The 18947-nt window shown below is 47.1% G+C and carries 16 protein-coding genes and 2 pseudogenes; 15 read left to right on the forward strand and 3 right to left on the reverse strand.

Going from position 1 to position 18947, the window contains the following annotated elements; translation table 11 throughout:
- Positions 1 to 64 precede the first annotated feature (64 nt).
- From AC58UU_RS03215 to AC58UU_RS03255, 9 genes are all read left to right on the forward strand, one after another.
- Positions 65 to 1516, forward strand: a complete 1452-nt coding sequence (locus AC58UU_RS03215; RefSeq protein WP_497312893.1) for an ABC transporter substrate-binding protein — start codon at positions 65 to 67, stop codon at positions 1514 to 1516.
- A gap of 63 nt (positions 1517 to 1579) precedes the next feature.
- Positions 1580 to 2527 carry a carbohydrate ABC transporter permease gene (locus AC58UU_RS03220; RefSeq protein WP_497312895.1) on the forward strand — a complete coding sequence of 316 codons (948 nt, stop codon included), beginning with the start codon at positions 1580 to 1582 and terminating at the stop codon, positions 2525 to 2527.
- 27 nt (positions 2528 to 2554) lie between these two features.
- Positions 2555 to 3397 (forward strand): carbohydrate ABC transporter permease, encoded by an 843-nt coding sequence (locus AC58UU_RS03225; RefSeq protein WP_497312897.1) that lies wholly within the window; start codon positions 2555 to 2557, stop codon positions 3395 to 3397.
- Positions 3398 to 3444: 47 nt separating this feature from the next.
- A complete protein-coding gene (locus AC58UU_RS03230; protein ID WP_497312898.1) occupies positions 3445 to 4617 on the forward strand; it encodes an ROK family protein in 1173 nt (390 codons plus the stop codon).
- A gap of 38 nt (positions 4618 to 4655) precedes the next feature.
- A complete protein-coding gene (locus tag AC58UU_RS03235) occupies positions 4656 to 5636 on the forward strand; it encodes a Gfo/Idh/MocA family protein (RefSeq protein WP_497312900.1) in 981 nt (326 codons plus the stop codon).
- A complete protein-coding gene (locus tag AC58UU_RS03240) occupies positions 5636 to 6688 on the forward strand; it encodes a Gfo/Idh/MocA family protein (protein WP_497312902.1) in 1053 nt (350 codons plus the stop codon). Before AC58UU_RS03235 ends, AC58UU_RS03240 begins: the two co-directional genes overlap by 1 nt.
- A gap of 260 nt (positions 6689 to 6948) precedes the next feature.
- Positions 6949 to 7275: an ROK family protein gene (locus AC58UU_RS03245; RefSeq protein WP_497312904.1), complete on the forward strand. Its 327-nt coding sequence runs from the start codon at positions 6949 to 6951 to the stop codon at positions 7273 to 7275.
- A 169-nt stretch (positions 7276 to 7444) separates the two neighbouring features.
- A complete protein-coding gene (locus AC58UU_RS03250; protein WP_497312906.1) occupies positions 7445 to 8212 on the forward strand; it encodes a Cof-type HAD-IIB family hydrolase in 768 nt (255 codons plus the stop codon).
- Positions 8213 to 8376: 164 nt separating this feature from the next.
- Positions 8377 to 9486 carry an SGNH/GDSL hydrolase family protein gene (locus tag AC58UU_RS03255; RefSeq protein WP_497312908.1) on the forward strand — a complete coding sequence of 370 codons (1110 nt, stop codon included), beginning with the start codon at positions 8377 to 8379 and terminating at the stop codon, positions 9484 to 9486.
- Between the two features lie 575 nt (positions 9487 to 10061).
- Here the strand turns inward: AC58UU_RS03255 and AC58UU_RS03260 are convergent.
- Both AC58UU_RS03260 and AC58UU_RS03265 read right to left on the reverse strand, forming a co-directional pair.
- Complete coding sequence (locus AC58UU_RS03260) at positions 10062 to 11324, reverse strand: cytochrome P450 family protein (protein ID WP_497312910.1); 1263 nt, start codon at positions 11322 to 11324, stop codon at positions 10062 to 10064.
- A gap of 99 nt (positions 11325 to 11423) precedes the next feature.
- Positions 11424 to 12863, reverse strand: coding sequence for a DHA2 family efflux MFS transporter permease subunit (locus AC58UU_RS03265; protein ID WP_497313151.1), 1440 nt, complete (start codon positions 12861 to 12863; stop codon positions 11424 to 11426).
- A gap of 281 nt (positions 12864 to 13144) precedes the next feature.
- On the opposite strand from AC58UU_RS03265, the gene AC58UU_RS03270 reads away from it, so the two are divergent.
- From AC58UU_RS03270 to AC58UU_RS03285, 4 genes and pseudogenes are all read left to right on the forward strand, one after another.
- The gene (locus AC58UU_RS03270; protein ID WP_497312912.1) at positions 13145 to 13732 is read left to right on the forward strand and encodes a TetR/AcrR family transcriptional regulator; all 588 of its coding nucleotides are present in this window, start codon (positions 13145 to 13147) and stop codon (positions 13730 to 13732) included.
- A gap of 367 nt (positions 13733 to 14099) precedes the next feature.
- Positions 14100 to 14234, forward strand: a pseudogene (locus AC58UU_RS03275) (SDR family NAD(P)-dependent oxidoreductase); the annotation flags it as partial.
- A gap of 946 nt (positions 14235 to 15180) precedes the next feature.
- The gene (locus AC58UU_RS03280; protein WP_497312914.1) at positions 15181 to 16452 is read left to right on the forward strand and encodes a prolyl oligopeptidase family serine peptidase; all 1272 of its coding nucleotides are present in this window, start codon (positions 15181 to 15183) and stop codon (positions 16450 to 16452) included.
- A gap of 18 nt (positions 16453 to 16470) precedes the next feature.
- A pseudogene (locus tag AC58UU_RS03285) lies at positions 16471 to 16788 on the forward strand (nuclear transport factor 2 family protein); the annotation flags it as partial.
- A gap of 375 nt (positions 16789 to 17163) precedes the next feature.
- On the opposite strand, the gene AC58UU_RS03290 reads toward AC58UU_RS03285, so the two are convergent.
- A complete protein-coding gene (locus AC58UU_RS03290) occupies positions 17164 to 17304 on the reverse strand; it encodes a hypothetical protein (RefSeq protein ID WP_497312916.1) in 141 nt (46 codons plus the stop codon).
- A 278-nt stretch (positions 17305 to 17582) separates the two neighbouring features.
- Here AC58UU_RS03290 and AC58UU_RS03295 point away from each other — a divergent pair, with 278 nt between their 5' ends.
- Both AC58UU_RS03295 and AC58UU_RS03300 read left to right on the forward strand, forming a co-directional pair.
- Positions 17583 to 18068 carry a DUF2798 domain-containing protein gene (locus AC58UU_RS03295; RefSeq protein ID WP_497312918.1) on the forward strand — a complete coding sequence of 162 codons (486 nt, stop codon included), beginning with the start codon at positions 17583 to 17585 and terminating at the stop codon, positions 18066 to 18068.
- 47 nt (positions 18069 to 18115) lie between these two features.
- A complete protein-coding gene (locus AC58UU_RS03300; RefSeq protein WP_497312920.1) occupies positions 18116 to 18943 on the forward strand; it encodes a hypothetical protein in 828 nt (275 codons plus the stop codon).
- Positions 18944 to 18947: the final 4 nt, after the last annotated feature.

Genomic DNA, 18947 nt, shown 5'->3' on the forward strand with positions numbered 1-18947 from the left:
CAATTACACTGTATTATTTGATTTAATAAATCAATTTTCTTTATTAATTCGAGGGGGTTTAAGTATGAGAAAGAATTTTGCAAAGCTGACGGCTTTAAGCTTGGCAGTTGCTATGTCAGGTTCTCTGCTTGCAGGGTGTACAGGAAAAACGGAAAAGCCTTCCGCGAGTCAGCCTCAGAATCAGACTAAAGAAGATGTCTACGAAAACGGGCTGTCGAAGACGGAAAAAGTGACGCTGAAGATCGGCTTCTTCATGGGAGGCTATGGAAGGGAATGGTTCGATTATGCCGTAAAATCCTTCCAGGCCAAATACCCGAACGTTTCCTTCGACGTTACAGCATCTGCGGACATGAAGAACATGATTCAAACGAAAGTTTCCGCAGGCAACGATAACGACATGTTCGACATTTTCAACACCACGCCGCCGTCCGGAGCACAGGGCATCATTTCCCTGGCGGAAGCCGGTAAGCTCGAGCCTTTCGATGACATGTTCGACAAAAAGCTTCCGGACGTACCGGGCAAAGCAATGAAAGAACTCATGATGCCGGGCCTCGCCGAATCGTTCACCAAGGTGAACGGAAAGGTATACGAGTTTGCCACCTCGAGCTCTTACGGCGGATTGTTCTTCAATAAGACGCTATTCGAGCAGAAGGGTTGGAACCAGAATCCGAAGACATGGGCCGAGTTTAACGACATGCTTGCCAAAATTAAGGCGGACGGCCTTGCTCCGATTACTTTCCCGGGAGTTTACCCTAATTACTATGACTGGGCCTTTGGACCTGCAAAGCTGTTTGAGCTGGCCGATATCAAAGGAAACGCAGATAAGGTAATCGAGAACTATAAAACGTACAATGGTCCTCAATTTACCAGCGAGGAAAGCTTGGAACACTGGAACCGCCTGTATCAGCTTGGCAAGAAGGGATACTTCCCGGAAGGATTGCCGGCGTTAAACCATACCCAGTCCCAGATGCAGGTGATTCAAGGCCAGGCCGCGATGGTTTCCACAGGAAGCCATGTGGAGAACGAAATGAAGAAGACCACTCCGGAAGACTTCAAATGGGGCTTTATGGCGGTGCCGTTCAGGGATAAGGTGGAACAAAAGCTTTGGATCCGAAGCGGAATCACCAACTTCCAATACATGTGGGCCGGCAAGCCTGATCTGAACAAGAAGTGGTCCAAGGAGTTCATTCTGTGGCTGATGACGCTGGATAACCAGCAGTTTGCCGCAGAAAAAGCGGGCGCCCTCCCGATGAGAAAAGACTTGATTGACGATGCGAGTAAAGTCGTTAAGCTTTCCACCTCTGCGCAGGCGATTCTAAAGTATATTAAGGATAACGATGCCCGGTCGTATAAGCCGCACAGAACCGTTAGCATCTCCGATCCGAACCTGGCCAAAGCCAATAAGATGATGGAAGAAGCCACGGTGAAGATCGTATTAGGCAAGCAGGATCCGAAGCCGATTCTCGAAGAAGCAGACGCTTTGCTCAAGAAAGCCGTAGAAGCTCAGAAGAAATAAGTTTATAGGCGGGGAGGGGATCCTCTCCGCTTTTCCATTTCCCTTGATAGGAGTTGACTTCCCTTGTCCGAACCTAATGTAGTGAAAGTTAAACCCTCTTATTCCGGCCGCATGGGACTGGATAAAGCGCGGACTCAGAAGTGGATTTTTCTCATCCTGGCTGTCGTGCCGCCGTTCGGGGGCTATCTGCTGTTCACGCTGTTTCCGAATGTTTTATCCGTTTACTATGCGTTATTGGATTGGGACGGACTCACGGATTCCAAGTTTGTAGGGCTCAGCAACTTTGTTACCGCGATTCAGGACGAGTATGTATGGCGGGCGCTTAAGCACAATCTTATTTTTATGGCGACGGTACCGGCGCTGGTCGTGCTCATTTCCTTACTGCTTGCTTATCTGGTTACATACAAGAGTTATGTGGAAAATGAGTTCCTGAAAATCCTGTTCTTTTTTCCGAACGTTTTATCGATTGTCGTCGTTGCTTTATTATGGGCGTTCATATATGACGGCACATACGGCCTGCTTAACAGCGGCCTGAAGCTGCTCGGGATCGATATGAACCATTTTTATTGGCTGGGCAACGATAGTACGGCACTGTGGGCGCTGATTCCACCATGGGTTTGGGGAGGCGTCGGGCTCTATGTCATCATTTTCGTAAATGCTATGTCGGGCATTCCCAAGTCGCTGTATGAATCGGCTATTATCGAAGGCGCAGGACATATGACGAGGTTATTCAAGATTACGCTGCCGCTCATTCTGCCCGTCGTCCGGGTCAGCGCGCTGTTCCTCGTGATCAGCACGCTCAAGACTTTCGAGCTTATTCTGATTATGACTAATGGAGGCCCATCCGGCTCCACGGATGTAATCGGTCTCTATATGTTCAACCTTGCTTTCGGTAAAGAGTACATCAACTACGGTTACGCATCCGCTGTCGGTATGATTCTGTTTGTCATCTTGATCACGGCCAAACTGCTGATGGATAAGTTTCTTCCGAACCGGGGCGTAGAGTATTAGGAACATATTTTTTTAAGAGGGGAGAAGATGAAATTGAAGGAAAAAATGACGTTTATGGACGTTGTGTGGCGTTTGGTACTGTATGTGTGGGCTTTGTCAATCCTGTTTCCGCTGGTGTGGGTGTTCTATGAGTCTCTGAAGTCCAATCCGGAATTTTTCAAGGACATCTGGAGCCTTCCCAAAAAGCTGCAGTGGTCCAATTACACTACAGCCTGGACGGAATATGGCTTCGGTCGTTCGCTGCTAAATACGCTTTATTATGTAGGCGGAAGCCTTGTAGTCAGCTTGTTCTTTACTACACTTAACGCTTATGCCTTGACCCGGATGGAGTTTAAGGGACGGCAGCTGATCTGGGGCCTTATTATGCTTTCCTTGTTCCTGCCTGGGATTAACGCCCTGGTGCCGCAGTACGTGATCATGAGGGAGCTGCATTTGACGAACAGCTTAACGGGGTTAATCTTATTGTCCTCCCTGGGGGAGAGCGTGTTCTATCTAATGTTGCTCGGAGGCTTTATGAAGTCGCTGCCCAAGGACATGGAGGAAAGTGCTCATATCGACGGCGCTTCGATCTTCCAGGTGTTCTGGCGGGTGATCGTTCCCTTGTCCACTCCGGGCATTGTTACGGTTGCGATTTTTAAATTCCTGGGCTACTATAACAACTTTATGGGGCCGTTCATCTATTTGAGCGATCCCGAGAAATACACGATTGCGGTGCAGATGTACCAAGCCAATAAAATGATGGAGTTTACGGCGGATTGGGTTACGTTGTTTGCAGGGGTGATGATTGCGATGGTGCCTTCGATCATTGTGTTCATGCTGTTCCAGCGGATGATTATGCAGGGCGCCACTTTAGGTGCGGTTAAGGGCTAAGTAGAGAGATAAGGGATAGCGATAGGAAGGAGCTGTCTTGTGCACAAATGAACGAGAACACAAGCAGTAAATGGCTGAAGTCGGTAAATCAACAAAAGGTGCTTCGACTGATTTATGCAGAAGGGCCAATCTCCCGGGTAAAGCTGGCGGAGAAAACGGGACTGACCGCGCAGACGATTACGAACATTGTAAACAGGCTGCTTGGAGAAGAGATTTTGCACGAAAATGTGCCGTTGGAAAACGGGGTGGGCCGCAAGCCCGTTCCGTTGGTGGTCAAGAGCGAGGAGCTGTACGCACTAGGCATTGAGGTTGCGGTGAAATATGTGCGGGGCACACTGGTGGATTTCCGGAATGTACCCATCAGTGAAGTCACGGAAACGATGTCTTCCGACACTAATGAAGACCATGATGAGAATAAGGTCGAGTGCATCGTTAAGGTGATCGACCAGTTGCTAAAACGGGTGCCGAAGATGAACCAGCTCAAAGGCATCGGATGTAGTATCCAGGGGCTGGTCGATTCCACGGACGGCGTCGTGCTGCTTTCTTCCGGTCTGCATTGGCGGAATTTCCCGCTAAGGGAAAGGCTGGAGCAGCATTACAACCTGCCGGTCTATCTGGAGAATGATGCGAACCTGCTTGCGCTTGTGGAAAATTTGAATGGAAGCCTGGCTGCATCGAATCATAACGTGACAGTAAAATTGGATTACGGCATCGGCGGAGCTCATGTGATGAACAAGCAACTGAATTCGGGGGCTGGACATGTGGCGGGCGAGCTCGGGCATTGTAAAACGTTCTTCGGCATCGAAGCCATGCCGTGCCACTGCGGAGCCAAGGGCTGCCTGACTACGCTGGTCTCTGGAAGCGGAATGAAACGCAACCTGGGATTTACGCTGGAGGAGTTCGGGCATCGGATTCGGGAAGGGGATCCAGTTGCGCGGGAGTGGCTTGCAAAGATGGCCGAGGCGGTAAGCTCCGCCTTAAGTAACTTGATTACCTTCTTGAACCCAGATCATGTATTGTTTACCGGCAAGGTGCTGGACCATACGGGAAATTATCTGATGGACCCGCTTAGAAAGCGTATTCTGGAGAACATTCCGGAATCCTGCCGTAAGGTCCGACTTCTTCGGCTGGAGCAGACACCGGACGATTCGGTTCTGGCGGCTGGGCTAGTCATGAACCGGTTCTTCGACGTTCCGACGATACATTTATCCGTCATTTAACGGGGGTTAAGGCTGTTTTGCGAAAAGGAGAATCCTGCATGAAGATTGCTGTAATCGGCTGCGGTACAATGGGCCGTACCCATGGGGCCGAATGGATTAGAATGCCCGGTATTGAGCTTGTCGGTGTGTGTGATATGCAGGAAGAAGCAGCTCGGGCGCTTGCCGGGAGGTTGGAGACAAAGGCTTTTTCGGATTTCGATCAAATGGTGTCGGAGGCGTGTCCGGAGGTTTTAGATATCTGCTTACCAACGCACATGCATAAGGAATTTGTTCTCAGGGCCGCCCGTCTCGGGAAGCATATCATTTGCGAGAAGCCATTCGCCTTGTCGCTCGAGGAAGCGGATGAGATGACTGCTGTCTGCGAGCAGCAGGGAGTAAGGCTGTTCATCGGTCATGTGGTACGCTTCTTCCCAAGCTATACCGATATTCGCCGCAAGGCTGCAGATGGAGTAGTCGGGAAGCCCGGAGTGCTGCATACAAGACGTATGGGCGGTAATCCGGGTGTTGCGAAGACTTGGTACACCAATAGTGAGATCAGCGGCGGAGTGATCCTCGACCTAATGATTCACGATATTGATTTTGCTCAAAGCATCTTCGGGAAGGCCGTATCCGTGTATGCAATGAACCGTAGGCACGAGGGTCTCGACTATGCCCTGGCTACCCTGCGTTTTGAGAATGGCGGGATTGCGCATCTCGAGGGCTATTGGGGATTTCCGGGCCCTTTCACGACGAGCGTGGAACTGGCCGGCAGTGGAGGTGTCATCCGCTTTAATAGTGAGGAAGCCGTTTCGCTCAAGATGTTCAAAGTAAATAACGATTTGCCTGAGACCCCTGCTCTCCCGCTTCCCAAAAGCCCTTCTATGTATAATCCGTATTACTTGGAGCTCGCTCATTTCGTGGAATGTCTGCAGACCGGCGCCGAGCCGGACATAACGATCGCTGACGCCCGAAGTGCGCTGCAGACGGGCCTTGCCGCGATTGAATCCGCCGCCACAGGTCGTCCGGTACGTATACAGTGATGAAGTTGGACAGGAAGGGGAGAGACGTATTGACTGAGTTAACGAATGTTGTAAAGATAGGTATGATCAGTTTCGCCCATGGCCATGCGGCCGGCTTCTATCACCAGCTCCGGCGGCTGCCGGGAGTGAAGGTAACGGGCATAGCGGATGAGAACCGTGCCCGGGTGGAGCCGTATTTGCAGCAGGATGCCGAAATCCGTTATTTTGCGGATTACCGTGAGCTGCTGAGCAGCGGCTGTGATGCCGTGGTCATCTGCTCGGAGAACGTTCATCATGCGGAGCTCACGATTTCCGCAGCGGAGGCGGGAAAGCATGTGCTGTGCGAGAAACCGCTCGGCTTGAACGTGGAAGAAATGGAACAGATGGTAGCTGCCTGCGAGAAGAACGGAGTCCGGCTGATGACGGCGTTTCCGTGCCGCTTCCTTCCTGCAGTCGTGCAGGCCAAGGCCGCGATCGACCGTGGCGAGATTGGTGAGGTCGTTGCGGTAAAAGGCTCGAACCGGGGCACTATGCCAGGAGGTTGGTTCATTGATCCTGCGCTGTCGGGTGGAGGCGCCCTACTGGACCATTCCGTTCATGTCATGGATCTGCTCAACTGGATGTTGGACAGTCCTGTAACGGAGGTGTACGCTGAAGCTGCGACCCTGTTTCATGAGATTCCAGTGGATGACGCCGGGATACTGCACGTGAAGTTCGCGAACGGAGCTTTTGCTTCGATCGATACCAGCTGGTCGCGCACGAAGTCCTTTCCTTACTGGGGCGATGTTACGATGGAGATTGTAGGAACGAACGGTCTGCTTACCGTCGATGCCTTTGGCCAGAAGAGCGAGGTCTACAGCGACGAGAGAATGAAAGCCCAGTGGAGCCACTGGGGAGACGATATGAACCGCAGTCTGGTGAAGGCTTTCATCGATGCGATAAGAAACAACAGGGAAGTGCCGATTACCGGCAAGGACGGCCTTCGGTCGGCTGCTGTCGCTGCAGCGGCTTACGAGTCTGTTCGCCGGGGTGAGCCGGTTACTTTGGATGAAAGTGGACGAGTGAAGGCTTAGCTGGAAATAAGCTGTCGCAGGAATCATTTTAGCAGAAATTATTGGATTTAGTGGGTATCAGCAAAAGGTGCTGCACCTTATTTTTAACGAAGAACCGATATCCCGGGTGGAATTGGCCGAATTAACGGGATTGACCCAGCAGCGAAGGCCGCAAGTCGGTTCCGCTGACCGTCAATGTTACGAATCTGAGCTCTCTGTATGTCAGGGGGCTTTGCACAATTTCCGCTACGATCTTGTAGGCGAAGCCAGGCGACCGCTACTTGAACGAAGATCACATTCTTCCGACTGTGTGCGAGGTAATCGAGGAGCTTTTGGAGCTAGCGCCGGAACGAAGCAGGATCAAGGGGATTGGCTTGAGCATACAGTGGATCGCCATGTGGCTTGCCGGATTAGGGTGGGGCCAGTTTCCTTTGCAGGAGCGGTTGGAGAATAAGTACGATATGCCCTTCTACCTGGAGAACGACGTTAATTTATTGGCGATCAATGAAAATAATCACGGCAGCCTTGTGGGCTTGTCGAACAATGTCGGCTTGACGCTGGATGAGTTCGCTGAAGGCGTTCGCGCCGGCTTTTGGGTGATCGGCTGATCCCGATCATTGACGAGTGGATTATAGCGAACATGCCGGAAACGTGCCGTGGAGTGCGGCTAAGTTACATGCGGCAGAAACAGGACGAATCAGCTCTGGCCGCAGGCTTGGTGTTGAAGCGCGAGTCTGTCGTTGTAATCGGAAAGAGAGCGTGGAGGAGATCAAGGGAATGCCTGAATATAAATTGCTGGCTTTGGATATGGACGGTACGCTGCTTACCGACGATAAGCAGGTGACGGAAGAAACGAAGAAGTGGCTCCGGAAAGCTGTGGATCATGGGGTAACCGTGATGTTCGCTACAGGCCGGGGGATGCAGACCGCAAGCTCTTTTTGGGAGGAGCTGGAGCTCGATTCGCCTATGGTTCTGTTGAACGGAGCGGAGATTTGGGAAGGTCCGAACCAGTTGATGGCTCGCACCTATTTGCCCCGCGAAACGGTTCGAAGGCTGCATGAGCTGGCTCTCCGGGAAGATGCGCATTTCTGGGGCTATTCCGTGGAGAGCCTGTCCGGTCAGGGCAATTGGAGCGAAGAGCTGTTCGAAAAGGATTGGATGAAATTCGGCATGAAGCATGACGATTTGGGGGTAGTGGCGCGTATCCGTGAGGAGCTGCTCGGCTGGGGTGAGCTGGAGATTACCTCTTCCGCTCCGGTCAATGTGGAGATCTCTGTCGAGGGGATCACGAAGGAAAGCGGCGTGCGGGAGGTTTGCCGGTTGCTCGGCGTCGAGATGGCGCAGGTCTTGGCGGTCGGCGACAGCGAGAACGATATTTCGATGCTGCGGTCGGCCGGGCTTGGCGTGGCGATGGGCAACGCCGAGGAGCAGGTTAAGGCGATTGCTGATGCCGTCACGGCGTCCAACAACGAGGAAGGCGTCGCCAAGGCGGTGCAAAAATTTATTTTCGGCCTGGACATAGCCGAGTGCCGATCGATTGTATAAGGCTTGGCCCCGCGAGCCGGGGGTTGGTGCCGGCATAAAGGTAGGGTCTAAAACAGAGTCGTAAACTTCACCGCTCCCTTCAAGGAATCAAAGTACAGCTGAAACTTGCATACACTGATTCCTGTAGTGAAAATTGGGGTCATATTTATGGAAGGAATGGTAATGTGGAAAAAAAAGAGAAGAATCCGATAGAGCTATACGATCCCGGAATGCGTCCCAATGAAACGTTCGATGGCTCGATTCATTGGTATTCCCCTATGGAGCAGCCTTTTCAAATTTCCGGGTTGGCTTGGTTTGCGCAAGAAAAAATTTATCGCAGATTGCCGACTTTGCCATCCGGAGCTACTCCGGAAGCCGTCGATCGCTTAGCCAATCATACTGCAGGAGGACAAATCCGGTTTCAGTCGGATTCCTCTTCTCTATCGGTAAAGGTGAAGCTGAAAGGCAAAGCCAATATGGTCCATATGCCGGCAACCGGACAATGCGGCGTCGATTGCTACGTGGGTTCTCCCGACACCCTCCTTCCCCTGCGGTACGTCAACACAACGAAATATGACCTCACTCTCACCGAGTACGAATGTGCGTTATTTACCAATTGGAATGCCTCGATGCGTAATATCGTCCTAAACATGCCGCTCTATCAGGGGGTGGAGGAGATATGGATCGGTTTGGATGAGAGCGCAACCGTAACCGCTCCCCCCAGCTACGCTTCCGGGAAGAAAGTAGTCATCTATGGTACTTCGATTACGCAAGGCGGCTGCGCCTCGCGGCCTGGCATGGCTTATACGAACATTTTGAGCCGAAGAATTCCGCTGGAATTTATTAATCTTGGTTTCTCTGGAAGCGGCAAGGGAGAGCCGGAGCTTGCCGAAATCATTTCGCAGATTAATGACCCTGCGTGTATGGTCATTGATTATGAAGGCAATTGCGTGAGCACCGAACTTTTCCGTAAGACACTTCCGGAATTTATTAGAATTTATAGGGGAGCTCATCCGGTAACACCGATCTTGGTTGTCTCACGAATTCGTTACGCGCGTGAGGAGCTGACCCCACACTTGTACGAGGCCAGAATGGAACGTAAGCGTTTCGAACAGTCTCTCGTTAACGAGTTGCGGGAGCAAGGTGACTTGAATATTTATTTCTTCGACGGCTCCGGATCGCTCGGTAATGAAGATTTCTTCGAATGCACAGTAGACGGCTCGCATCCAACGGATCTTGGTTTTCTGCGGATGGCAGACGCACTTGAACCAGTTCTAAAAACACTGCTTTTATAATATCTACATAGCGTACATTCAAGCCGGCAACGATTTGCAGCTGGCTTGTCGTGATATTACATACGACTTTCCAAGCTTCGCGCAGAACGTTGGTATTCCCAATTAAAGTGTCTTCCGGAATACGGCCAAAGCGGAAACCACAGGGAGATCATGGAATATCACATCTTGTCAAATTCCATAATTCTTTAGAATTGTTTCAGAATTCCTTAGACAATTTGTTTCGTAATTCAGTGGAAAACTGAATTCATACAACATAGTGCATAAATATACAACAAGGTCAGTCGATATAACGTCGACTGACCTTGTTTGTTATAGAAATGAGTTGATTTAATTGAGATCAACACCTAATATGATTGAGAAATATTAATGGGTGTAAAAATAAGGTTTTATATAGCCCCCGTAATTACAAAAAGACTACTACCTAATTTGAAGGCAGTAGTCTTTTTTATGAGTTTTCCGATCCCAGGTGGGACAAATCCGATAACGCCTAGAAGATAGCACTTACGGAATGAGGAACGATGACCCTACTCCGTCGATATAACCCCTACGCGCGAGATACGCAGGTCATTCTCAATCTAAAAAGCGACGGGCAGGTCAGCTAGCCCCTGTGAGCTCAACGTAAACTGCCAGTTGACACTGTCCCTTGGAATGCGCAGTCGCAGGTTGGGCATTCGCCTTAGCAGAGTGGTAAACGCAATATCTGCCTCCACGCGGGCCAGCGGTGCCCCCAAGCACATATGGATACCCTGTCCAAAGGCGAGATGACGATTGATTTTACGCATAATATCCAGCTCCTCCGACTGCGTATACTGCCGCTCATCCCGATTCGCTGATTTCGTTAAGACAATGACCATATCCCCCTTCTTGATCTGCTGCCCTGCGAGCTCGGTATCTTCAGTAGCATAACGGGGACCCAGGATCGTGGAGGGCCCATTGAAGCGCAGCAGTTCTTCGACGGCCGAAGGAACAAGACTGAGGTCAGCCTTAAGCTTCACCAGCTGCTCAGGATGATCCAGCAACATTAAGGAGCCGGTGGCGATCAGGTTTGAGGTTGTCTCATGGCCAGCAAAGATCAATAGCGTGATCATCGAATTCAGTTCCGCTTCGCTGAGTCGATCCCCTTCCTCTTCGATGGCGATCAATTGGCTAATCAAATCATCGGCAGGATGCCGGCGCTTGTCGGCAACTAGGCGGGCTGTGTATTCGCCGAAGGCTCGTATGTGCTCCGCGACACCCGGCTCCAGTTTTCCCAGGCCCAGACCGTGCGCGATCACATTAGACCAGACATGGACCTGTGGTCGGTCTTCTTGAGGCACTCCGAGCATATCTGAAATGACGTTGATTGGTAAAGGAGCGGCATAATCCTTAACGAGATCCATCTCGCCTTGTGCTTCCACTCGGTCAAGTAATTCGTCGGCAAGCTTCTGCACGCGAGGTCGTAAGCTTTCCATATATCTTGGTGTGAACACTTTAGACACCAGACCGCGCAACCGGCGATGATCGGGCTCATCCACAGTGAGCATGGAATAACCGGTAAAGAAGGTTGGTGGAGCGGACGGATCAACGTTGCCAGTTAAGGTTTGCCTAATGTCGTTGTTGCCATCGATGGAGCTAGCGTCTACAGTATAGCGGGCATGATCTTTGAGCACCTGCATTGCCACTTCCATACGTGTGACCATCCAGGCTTGACGATCCGTTCCACCCATCGGAAACGAGATAGGAACAACAGACCCCATTGCCCGCATTTGTGCAAATATCGGAAATGTGTTTTCACCGCTGGCGCCACTAAATACGTTGAATGCTGCTTTTCCTGGTACGTTTTGTTCCGAATTATTCATGTCGATCTTCCTTTCTCAAAGTGCCTTTTATTTTAGATGCTAATGGGGACAAGCCTTTCAAAATGACATGGGCTGGCTGTGGGGTCAAGATTCGTAACTTTAATTTGTCCGGAGCACGACAGGTTCTTTCATTTCGACGGTGGACGGCTTCTCAACCGCTTGACTTACACGTTTGATAAAGAACGAGAGCAACAACCCAATAACACCGATCCCAACAATAACGAGATAGGCATCGTTGATCCCCTGTATGCTTGCTTCCGTGATCATCTGAGCTTTCGTTACGCCCTTTGTTCCACCGGAAGCAATCATATTCTGCATATGAGTTTTTGTCCGGTCGGTCATGATGGTTATGAGCAGCGAAGTGCCTATGGCGCCGGAAACTTGACGAATGGTATTCGAGATTGCCGTCCCATGTGCACTCAATCGGTTTGGCAATTGATTCAAACCTGCGGTTTGGATCGGCATCAGAAGCAACGCCATCCCAATGCGGCGTGCGGTAGACATTAGCAACAGATAGGTGTAGCTAGTCGAGTCTGTTAAGTTAATAAAACCTAGCGTTGTAACGATCGTAATGATCATGCCAATGATGGATAACCATTTTGCGCCAAAGCGATCGAAAAGTTTGCCTGTAACCGGCATTAGAAAGCCCATCACAAGCGCGCCAGGAAGCATCATTAAACCGGATTCCAAGGCTGTATACCCGCGTGCATTTTGTAGATAGAGCGGTAACAGCATCATATCCGCATACATGATCATCGTTACAGCGATATTGATAATCGTCGTCAAGGAAAACATATTATACTTGAATGCCCGCAGATCGAGTAAAGGATTACTGGAAACCAGCTGACGCCATGTAAATAATACGAGGGCTACGATGCCTATAATAATAGTAAGAAGAACCTCTGAGCTCGACCAGCCTGCGCTCCCCGCCCGGCTGAATCCGTATAGCAGTGTACCGAAGCCAATGGTCGAAAGTACAACACTGAAAGTATCGAACTCAGTTTCTACTCGTTCCGATACATTCCTCAAAAAAATGAATCCGCAGACAATGACAATGAGGGCGAGCGGAATCATGCCATAAAACAACGTTTCCCAAGCATAATTTTCCAGAATGTAACCGGCAAGCGTCGGTCCAATCGCTGGGGCAAAAATAATGGCAAGTCCCATCATTCCCATCGCAGCTCCTCTTTTTTCGGGCGGGAACAGCGTTAAAATGACATTCGTGAGAAGCGGCATAATGATACCCGCACCGGCTGCTTGAATCATACGTCCGGTTAGCAGAACGGGGAAGTCCGTCGCGATCGCGGAGACAATTGTTCCTAATAGGAATAATATCATCGAAGCCTGGAAAAGCTGCCTTGTGCTGAAACGCTGCATGAAATAGGCTGTAATGGGAATCAGCACGCCGTTGACTAACATATAGCCCGTGGTCAGCCACTGGGCGGTTGCGGCAGAAATGTCAAAATCGGTCATCAGTTCCGGTGTCGCAACACTCATGATGGTTTGATTCAGCGTCGCCAGAAAGGCACCCAAAATCATAACAAACAAAATGGGTCCTCTTTTGATTGAACTACTGATTGGCTCCTTACCTTTACTCAATTTTCTCCATCCTCTCCATATATCTCTAGACTTAATTTACAAAGTGTTAGATAATTAACACTATATAAATTAGATTATATATAGAAAGCTGTCTCTTGCAAGCGACGATTATGGGCCAAAGTGTAAAGTAATAATCTTTGATTACATTTATGTTGCTTAAGCTTTATTTAAAAGACAAGAATGATGAAAATGTAAATTAAAAATGGGAAGGAATCATCCGCATGAACCTGGACAAGCCTCGTACTGACCCGAGGATCCTTCGAACGCGCCAACTGCTTAAAGATGCCTTGATCGATTTATTACAGGAAATGGAGATCGAGAAAATATCGGTTAATCGGATTTCAGAGCGGGCAACCATTAATCGAGTAACCTTTTACCTGCATTATCGTGATATCTCGGATATGATGGAGAAAATGGCTGATGAGATGATTGAGGACATTCAAAATGCCATGAACCGCAAGCCACTGCATCCAAGTTCTGAGGAAGAAAAGGATTTATGGGTTATGGTTAGTTTGCTTGAACACATTGCAGAACATTTTAAATTTTATAAAGTTGTACTAGGTTTGAAACGGGCCCCGATTTTTACGGAGCGTTTGCTAAAAATGTTGACGCAGACCGTTACGAATAGGCTGGAGAACGACCGAAAATCCATCATTCTAAATGCCGGAATTCAAAAAGACATCGCGATATGGCACGGTTCGGCAGCCTTGATCGGCACGATTGTGGCTTGGCTCCGAAACGACATGCCTTATACACCACAATTTTTAGCTAAACAGTTTTTTTTGCTGCTGAATCTTCATAAGGATTGAAATTTTATTTCGTATTATTTGTAGTTAAAAAACATAAAACTATCCTCCAGAATCTTCAAATCTTTTCCTTCCTGCCAAAATGAATGATCACTAATTGCGAAAAGAAGAATTTATTATCATTTAGACGCGTCACGAATTTACCACATATCAAAAAGCATTACACGGTCCATTAGGGACTGTGTTTTTTTTGTTCATTTTTAGTCATTCTTTCAAAACAACTACTTAAACGTCAATGTATCTTCCAGTAAGTGTCTTTTGATAAATTCAAAAGGACCCAAAAATGTTTTTAAATATGTAAAAATTAGTAGCGGTGGGGATTCTTCAGGCTTCACTGAGATGGAGTTATGTCTGCAGCTTTTCTTAAAACAATAATGCAGGAATTATGGATAATTTTGAACCTGCTGGTGACATTGTAGATGAACAGTGGGAAAGAGTATTTGCCATTAATACTACGAGCGTGATGCATGCGACCAGAAAAGCCTTACCTATCTTTTTAGAAAGAATATGTTGTAGGACTTTGAGGAAGGCGAGTACTTATTTCGTCAATAATTTGTAAATTTAAGTTATTGCATTAAGATTACTGCAAGTCCCGCGGTAATCAATGGGTTTACTAAGAGTTTTAAATAAACACCACCAGATACAATATTAGGAAGAAGTCTATCTGAAAAATATGATCAAGCATCGTATGAAAATTTGAGCTTTACGTTAATTCAATCTTTTTTTATATTTCTCATCAATTATGAAAATGCCCCTTGATACAATCACACTTTTTAGGGTTATTTTCTCAATAATTATGACACCACACAAATGTTTCAAAGTTTGTTGTAGTTTAAAAAAAACGAATATACAAAGAGAAAATACATTAATGTACATCCATAAAAAACTGTGCCGGCAGCCCGGCAGCCTTTTCTCAACTAATAAGTAGTAGAATTGAAAAGCATATTGTTTAATTGTTTAGTTATTTTCGGGAGAACAAAACGAAATTGTGATGAGAAGTGTATAGATATCAATTGCCGATTTGGGAAAGGAACATGTATTGTTCCCTCGATTGAGAGGTGTTCTCAATTAGGGGGAACGAAGGACAGGTCGGTCTTTTTGATAGTGCGGCGCTCGGCCCGATGTTCGGCATGGGGGAGATACAACAATTATAGTTACATCAAATGGTCGCAAAAACGAAAAAAAAAGGTCGCCATATTGGATGTGAGCCTCCATATGATTCCGGTAGAATGAGAACAAGGGGGTGAAACGGCAGGAGGCTTATCAATCCAGGTCGCCGATAAGAACGATTTTGGGTCTCCGGTCTTGTATAGCAGGCGCTCTTTGTCTGATGAATACGCTCTCATCCTTGATTGGGTCCGGAATTGGGATCCCGGATCCGCTATGTTTAAGCGCAAGACAATTTCTGGCGGGAGTCAAACATTTCATCTGAGAAAAAGGAGGATTTTGCTATGGGAAGAAGTTACTACGCAATTATCGAGATAACGGACTATGGTCCTTACGTTACCAAACTGGTGCTGCCCATATCGGTGAACGTGAAGGCTGAAGAGGTGAAGCCGGAATGCTTTAGTGTATATGTCGAGCGGAAGGACAAGAAGGGTGAGATCCTGAATCTTTCGAGGAACTGGTTAGAGAAGACGGAAAAGGAGTTAAGTAAGGGCTACTGCGTGGTGGAAGCCGCTTATCCTTCCTGCCACCATGGTATACGGAGAGAGGAAGGGGAATTCGTGACTCTGGAAATGAAGTATGGACCACTCGATTCCTTATCCGCTGCAATTGCTTGTCCAAACGACTTCAACGAGTTTATCTTCAGCGATTATCGAATTACCCAGATTGCGGAAATTCCGGCTGAGGAAGAGAGGCTGACGGGATTGGTATTCGACCTGTGTGCAGGCAATACCATGAAACAGGCGGAGAAGTTCCTGCACGGCATTTCCTCCTATGAAGAGGAGCCGCTAAAGTATGGCTACTTCGTGCCGCAGACTGGAAACGGCAGGCGGCCACTCATCATTTGGTTGCACGGAGCTGGAGAGGGCGGACAGGATCCGACCATCGCTTATACGGGCAACAAGGTGGTGAACCTGGCCAGCGATGCAATCCAAGCCAAGTTTGGCGGAGCTTACATGTTGGTACCGCAGACACCGACCTTCTGGATGAACGACGGCAGCGGACAGTACGGTAGGACAGGTATGTCCAAGTATGGGGAGGCCTTGAAGGCTCTGATTGATGAGTTCATTACCAGGAATGATGCGGCAATCGACACTAACCGAATCTATATCGGCGGCTGCTCCAATGGGGGATTTATGACCATGCGTATGGTGCTGGACTATCCGGATTTCTTCGCTGCGGCATATCCGGTTTGCGAGGCGCTGTTCAATGACGTCATCAGTGATGCGGATATCGAGGCGATTAAGCATGTGCCGATTTGGTTTACCCATTCCAAGGATGATTTGATTGTGAAACCGGAGGAAACTGTAATACCGACTTATAAGCGCTTGATTAAGGCCGGTGCGAAGAATGTGCATTTCTCGTTCTTTGATAAGGTTGTGGACATCCATGGCTTGTTTGCGGATGAAAAGGGAGAGCCGTTTAACTATATAGGGCATTTCTCCTGGATATATGCCCTGAACGATGACTGTCACCTGGATTATGACGGGAAGCCGGTCGTGGTGGAGGGTAAGGAAGTATCTCTGATGGATTGGCTTGCTATGCAGAGCAAGTAAACGAAAAACTTCTGGACAGCAATGCTATCCAGCAATGTGGAAGTGTTAGATGAACTGATTGCTGACGACCTTATCTTCGTCAATCATTTCGGACAAATTTTATCAAAAGAAACTGATATTTAAGCCCACCGTTCAGGCAACTTGAAAATTACTAGAATTGATATTTTAGACCAAAGAATTAGACTCTTGGATATGTTAGCCGTAACCGTTACACGAGTGACTTTAACTGGTACTTTCGGAACTCCATTTGAAGGCGAGTTCTGTTACACTCGTGTTTGGCAGTATCGGATCGGGAAATGGCAAATTGTCTCAGGTCATTGTAGTTCCGTAACGTGATGCTTCAGTCATTGCTCCTTTATAAGTAATCATAATAAGCTAATGGGAACGAGTTAAATTAACCGCCTTTTACTTAATACCGGAAGAAAAATAAGTGGAGGATCAATAAAGCAAGAAGGCAGCCGGCCAGATGCTAGGGCACTGAAGAAGTAGTGATTTTGAAAAAACCATGAATTTAGGGGGTTCAAATATGTCTCCCTACACGCAAAACGAGCCTTAGAAGTAATTCTAGAGGCTCGTTTTAATTTTATTATTTTGGAATCTAGAAATATCGTACTTTTCAGTTCCCTCTTGATTCGGCAAAGGTTTTTAAGAATGATAAAAAAACGGTGATACGATCAGTTTAGAATTATTCAAAGAAATCTGGGCTAGATTTCAGCACCAACCTCTCTCAGGCCAATCATCCGCATAAATCGTTGGACCTGGCCATTCACTTGCACTGGCTGCTCCGGAAAATGTTAGTAACATACAGACTACTAAAAACCCAGTAATGAAACCTAATCTTAATTTTCTCATCAATATTTGTCTCCTTTTTTGTGTGTTTATTAAGCAAAATCCTTGAAAAAAATATCTTAACAGATATTGGTAATATTTTACTAGAGTTAAATAGACCAATACTTTATGCCCTCAAATAAATGAGATATCTTTTATATATGGTAGAAATTACCTATACCCAATAAATTAAATATGAAGTAGAAAAACATTCATCGTCAAAATGTTCACAGACTGTTCACTTATGCGGAGGCTTCCACTGTCTATATAATAACAAGGGTAAAAAGAAAGGATGATGGAAATTGCCAACAACTAAGAAAGAAAGTTTTTATTTTGGGTTGATGATGTGTTTTGGGATGGTCATAGTCATGACATTTTATAATTTATTTACAAACGGCTTGTTTGGCTCGGTATCCTTGAAAGGAATACTTATTCAATTTATTCTGGGCTTTATTACTGCTTTCTTATTGGAATTATTTATTGTCGGTCCTGTGGCAAAGAAAATTGCTTTATCATTACCATATGACAAATCTAAGAAAGTATTTGTGATTCTATCCATTTCATTTTTTATGGTGATTGGAATGGTTCTCTGTATGTCTCTTTATGGATTGGGGAGTGCTTACTTTTCTAACAGCTTGATTGGAGAATCATTACTTGAAAGTTACTTTTCTATAGTTTTTAAAAATTTTATTTTTGCTTTCCCTCTACAACTTATAATTATGGGACCGCTTGTGCGGTATTTATTTAAATTCGTTAAAGATAAAAGAATTACGGAATCTTTAAGCTAAAATATATTCAACTAATGCCGGCCATCCTAAATCGTCATCAAACCACATTGGAGAATTTGCTTCAGCATTTAGACTTAGTAAATCATTTAATCGTAATCGACAATCTTCATTCAAAAAAAATCTTCTTCGACAAAAATCGCAAAAGGCTTGATGCTATGCGGTTTTTTCTTTTTTACTACCAAGGTTTTTCATTATTCTTTTATTCGGCTTTTGTAGACTTACTCTATGTAAGATACTTAGTGGAAAAGAGGGATTGCGTGTTTACGAAAAAAATCATTTTATCTATGGCAGGTACATTTGTTTTAGGGGTTGCGGTAGGGGGAGCGTTGTTATTCAACGATTCGGTGTACGTTGCTGTTCGGGATACGCTGCAGGGCGGTGCGACGCAAAATGCGGTTGGTGGGGTTAATGGGATAACAACGGTTGATATCAAAGCGATGGACCTTGAAACGGCGATGATGGCTATCCAAAGTAATCGTGCGAATTTGTTGGAAGAGCAATTGAAAACTCAGATGGATTCCATTAAAGCCAGAAACGACGAAATTGCTAAACTCAATACACTTTTAGCTGAAATTCAAGGGGAAATTGCTAAACTTCCGGGCGATGCCAAAGCGGGCGATGCTGTGAAGCTAAATGCGACTTTCATTAGCAAGTTGACTTCAGCGGGGGCAATCACGCCTAAAACAAGAGGCGATCTTGATGTTGCGAAAGAACAAATCAGAGGAAAAATCGACTCTTTAAACTCCAGTCAACAAATGGACATGCTTCGCATGCAGAGCTTGACGAACAAACGTAACGAAGCATTTGACGTGATGACTAATTTTATTAAAAAAATGCAGGATAGCAGAAGTAGTGTCATTGGAAATATGAGGTAATGAG

It is taken from the genome of Paenibacillus sp. JT22N1, from assembly GCF_059692155.1.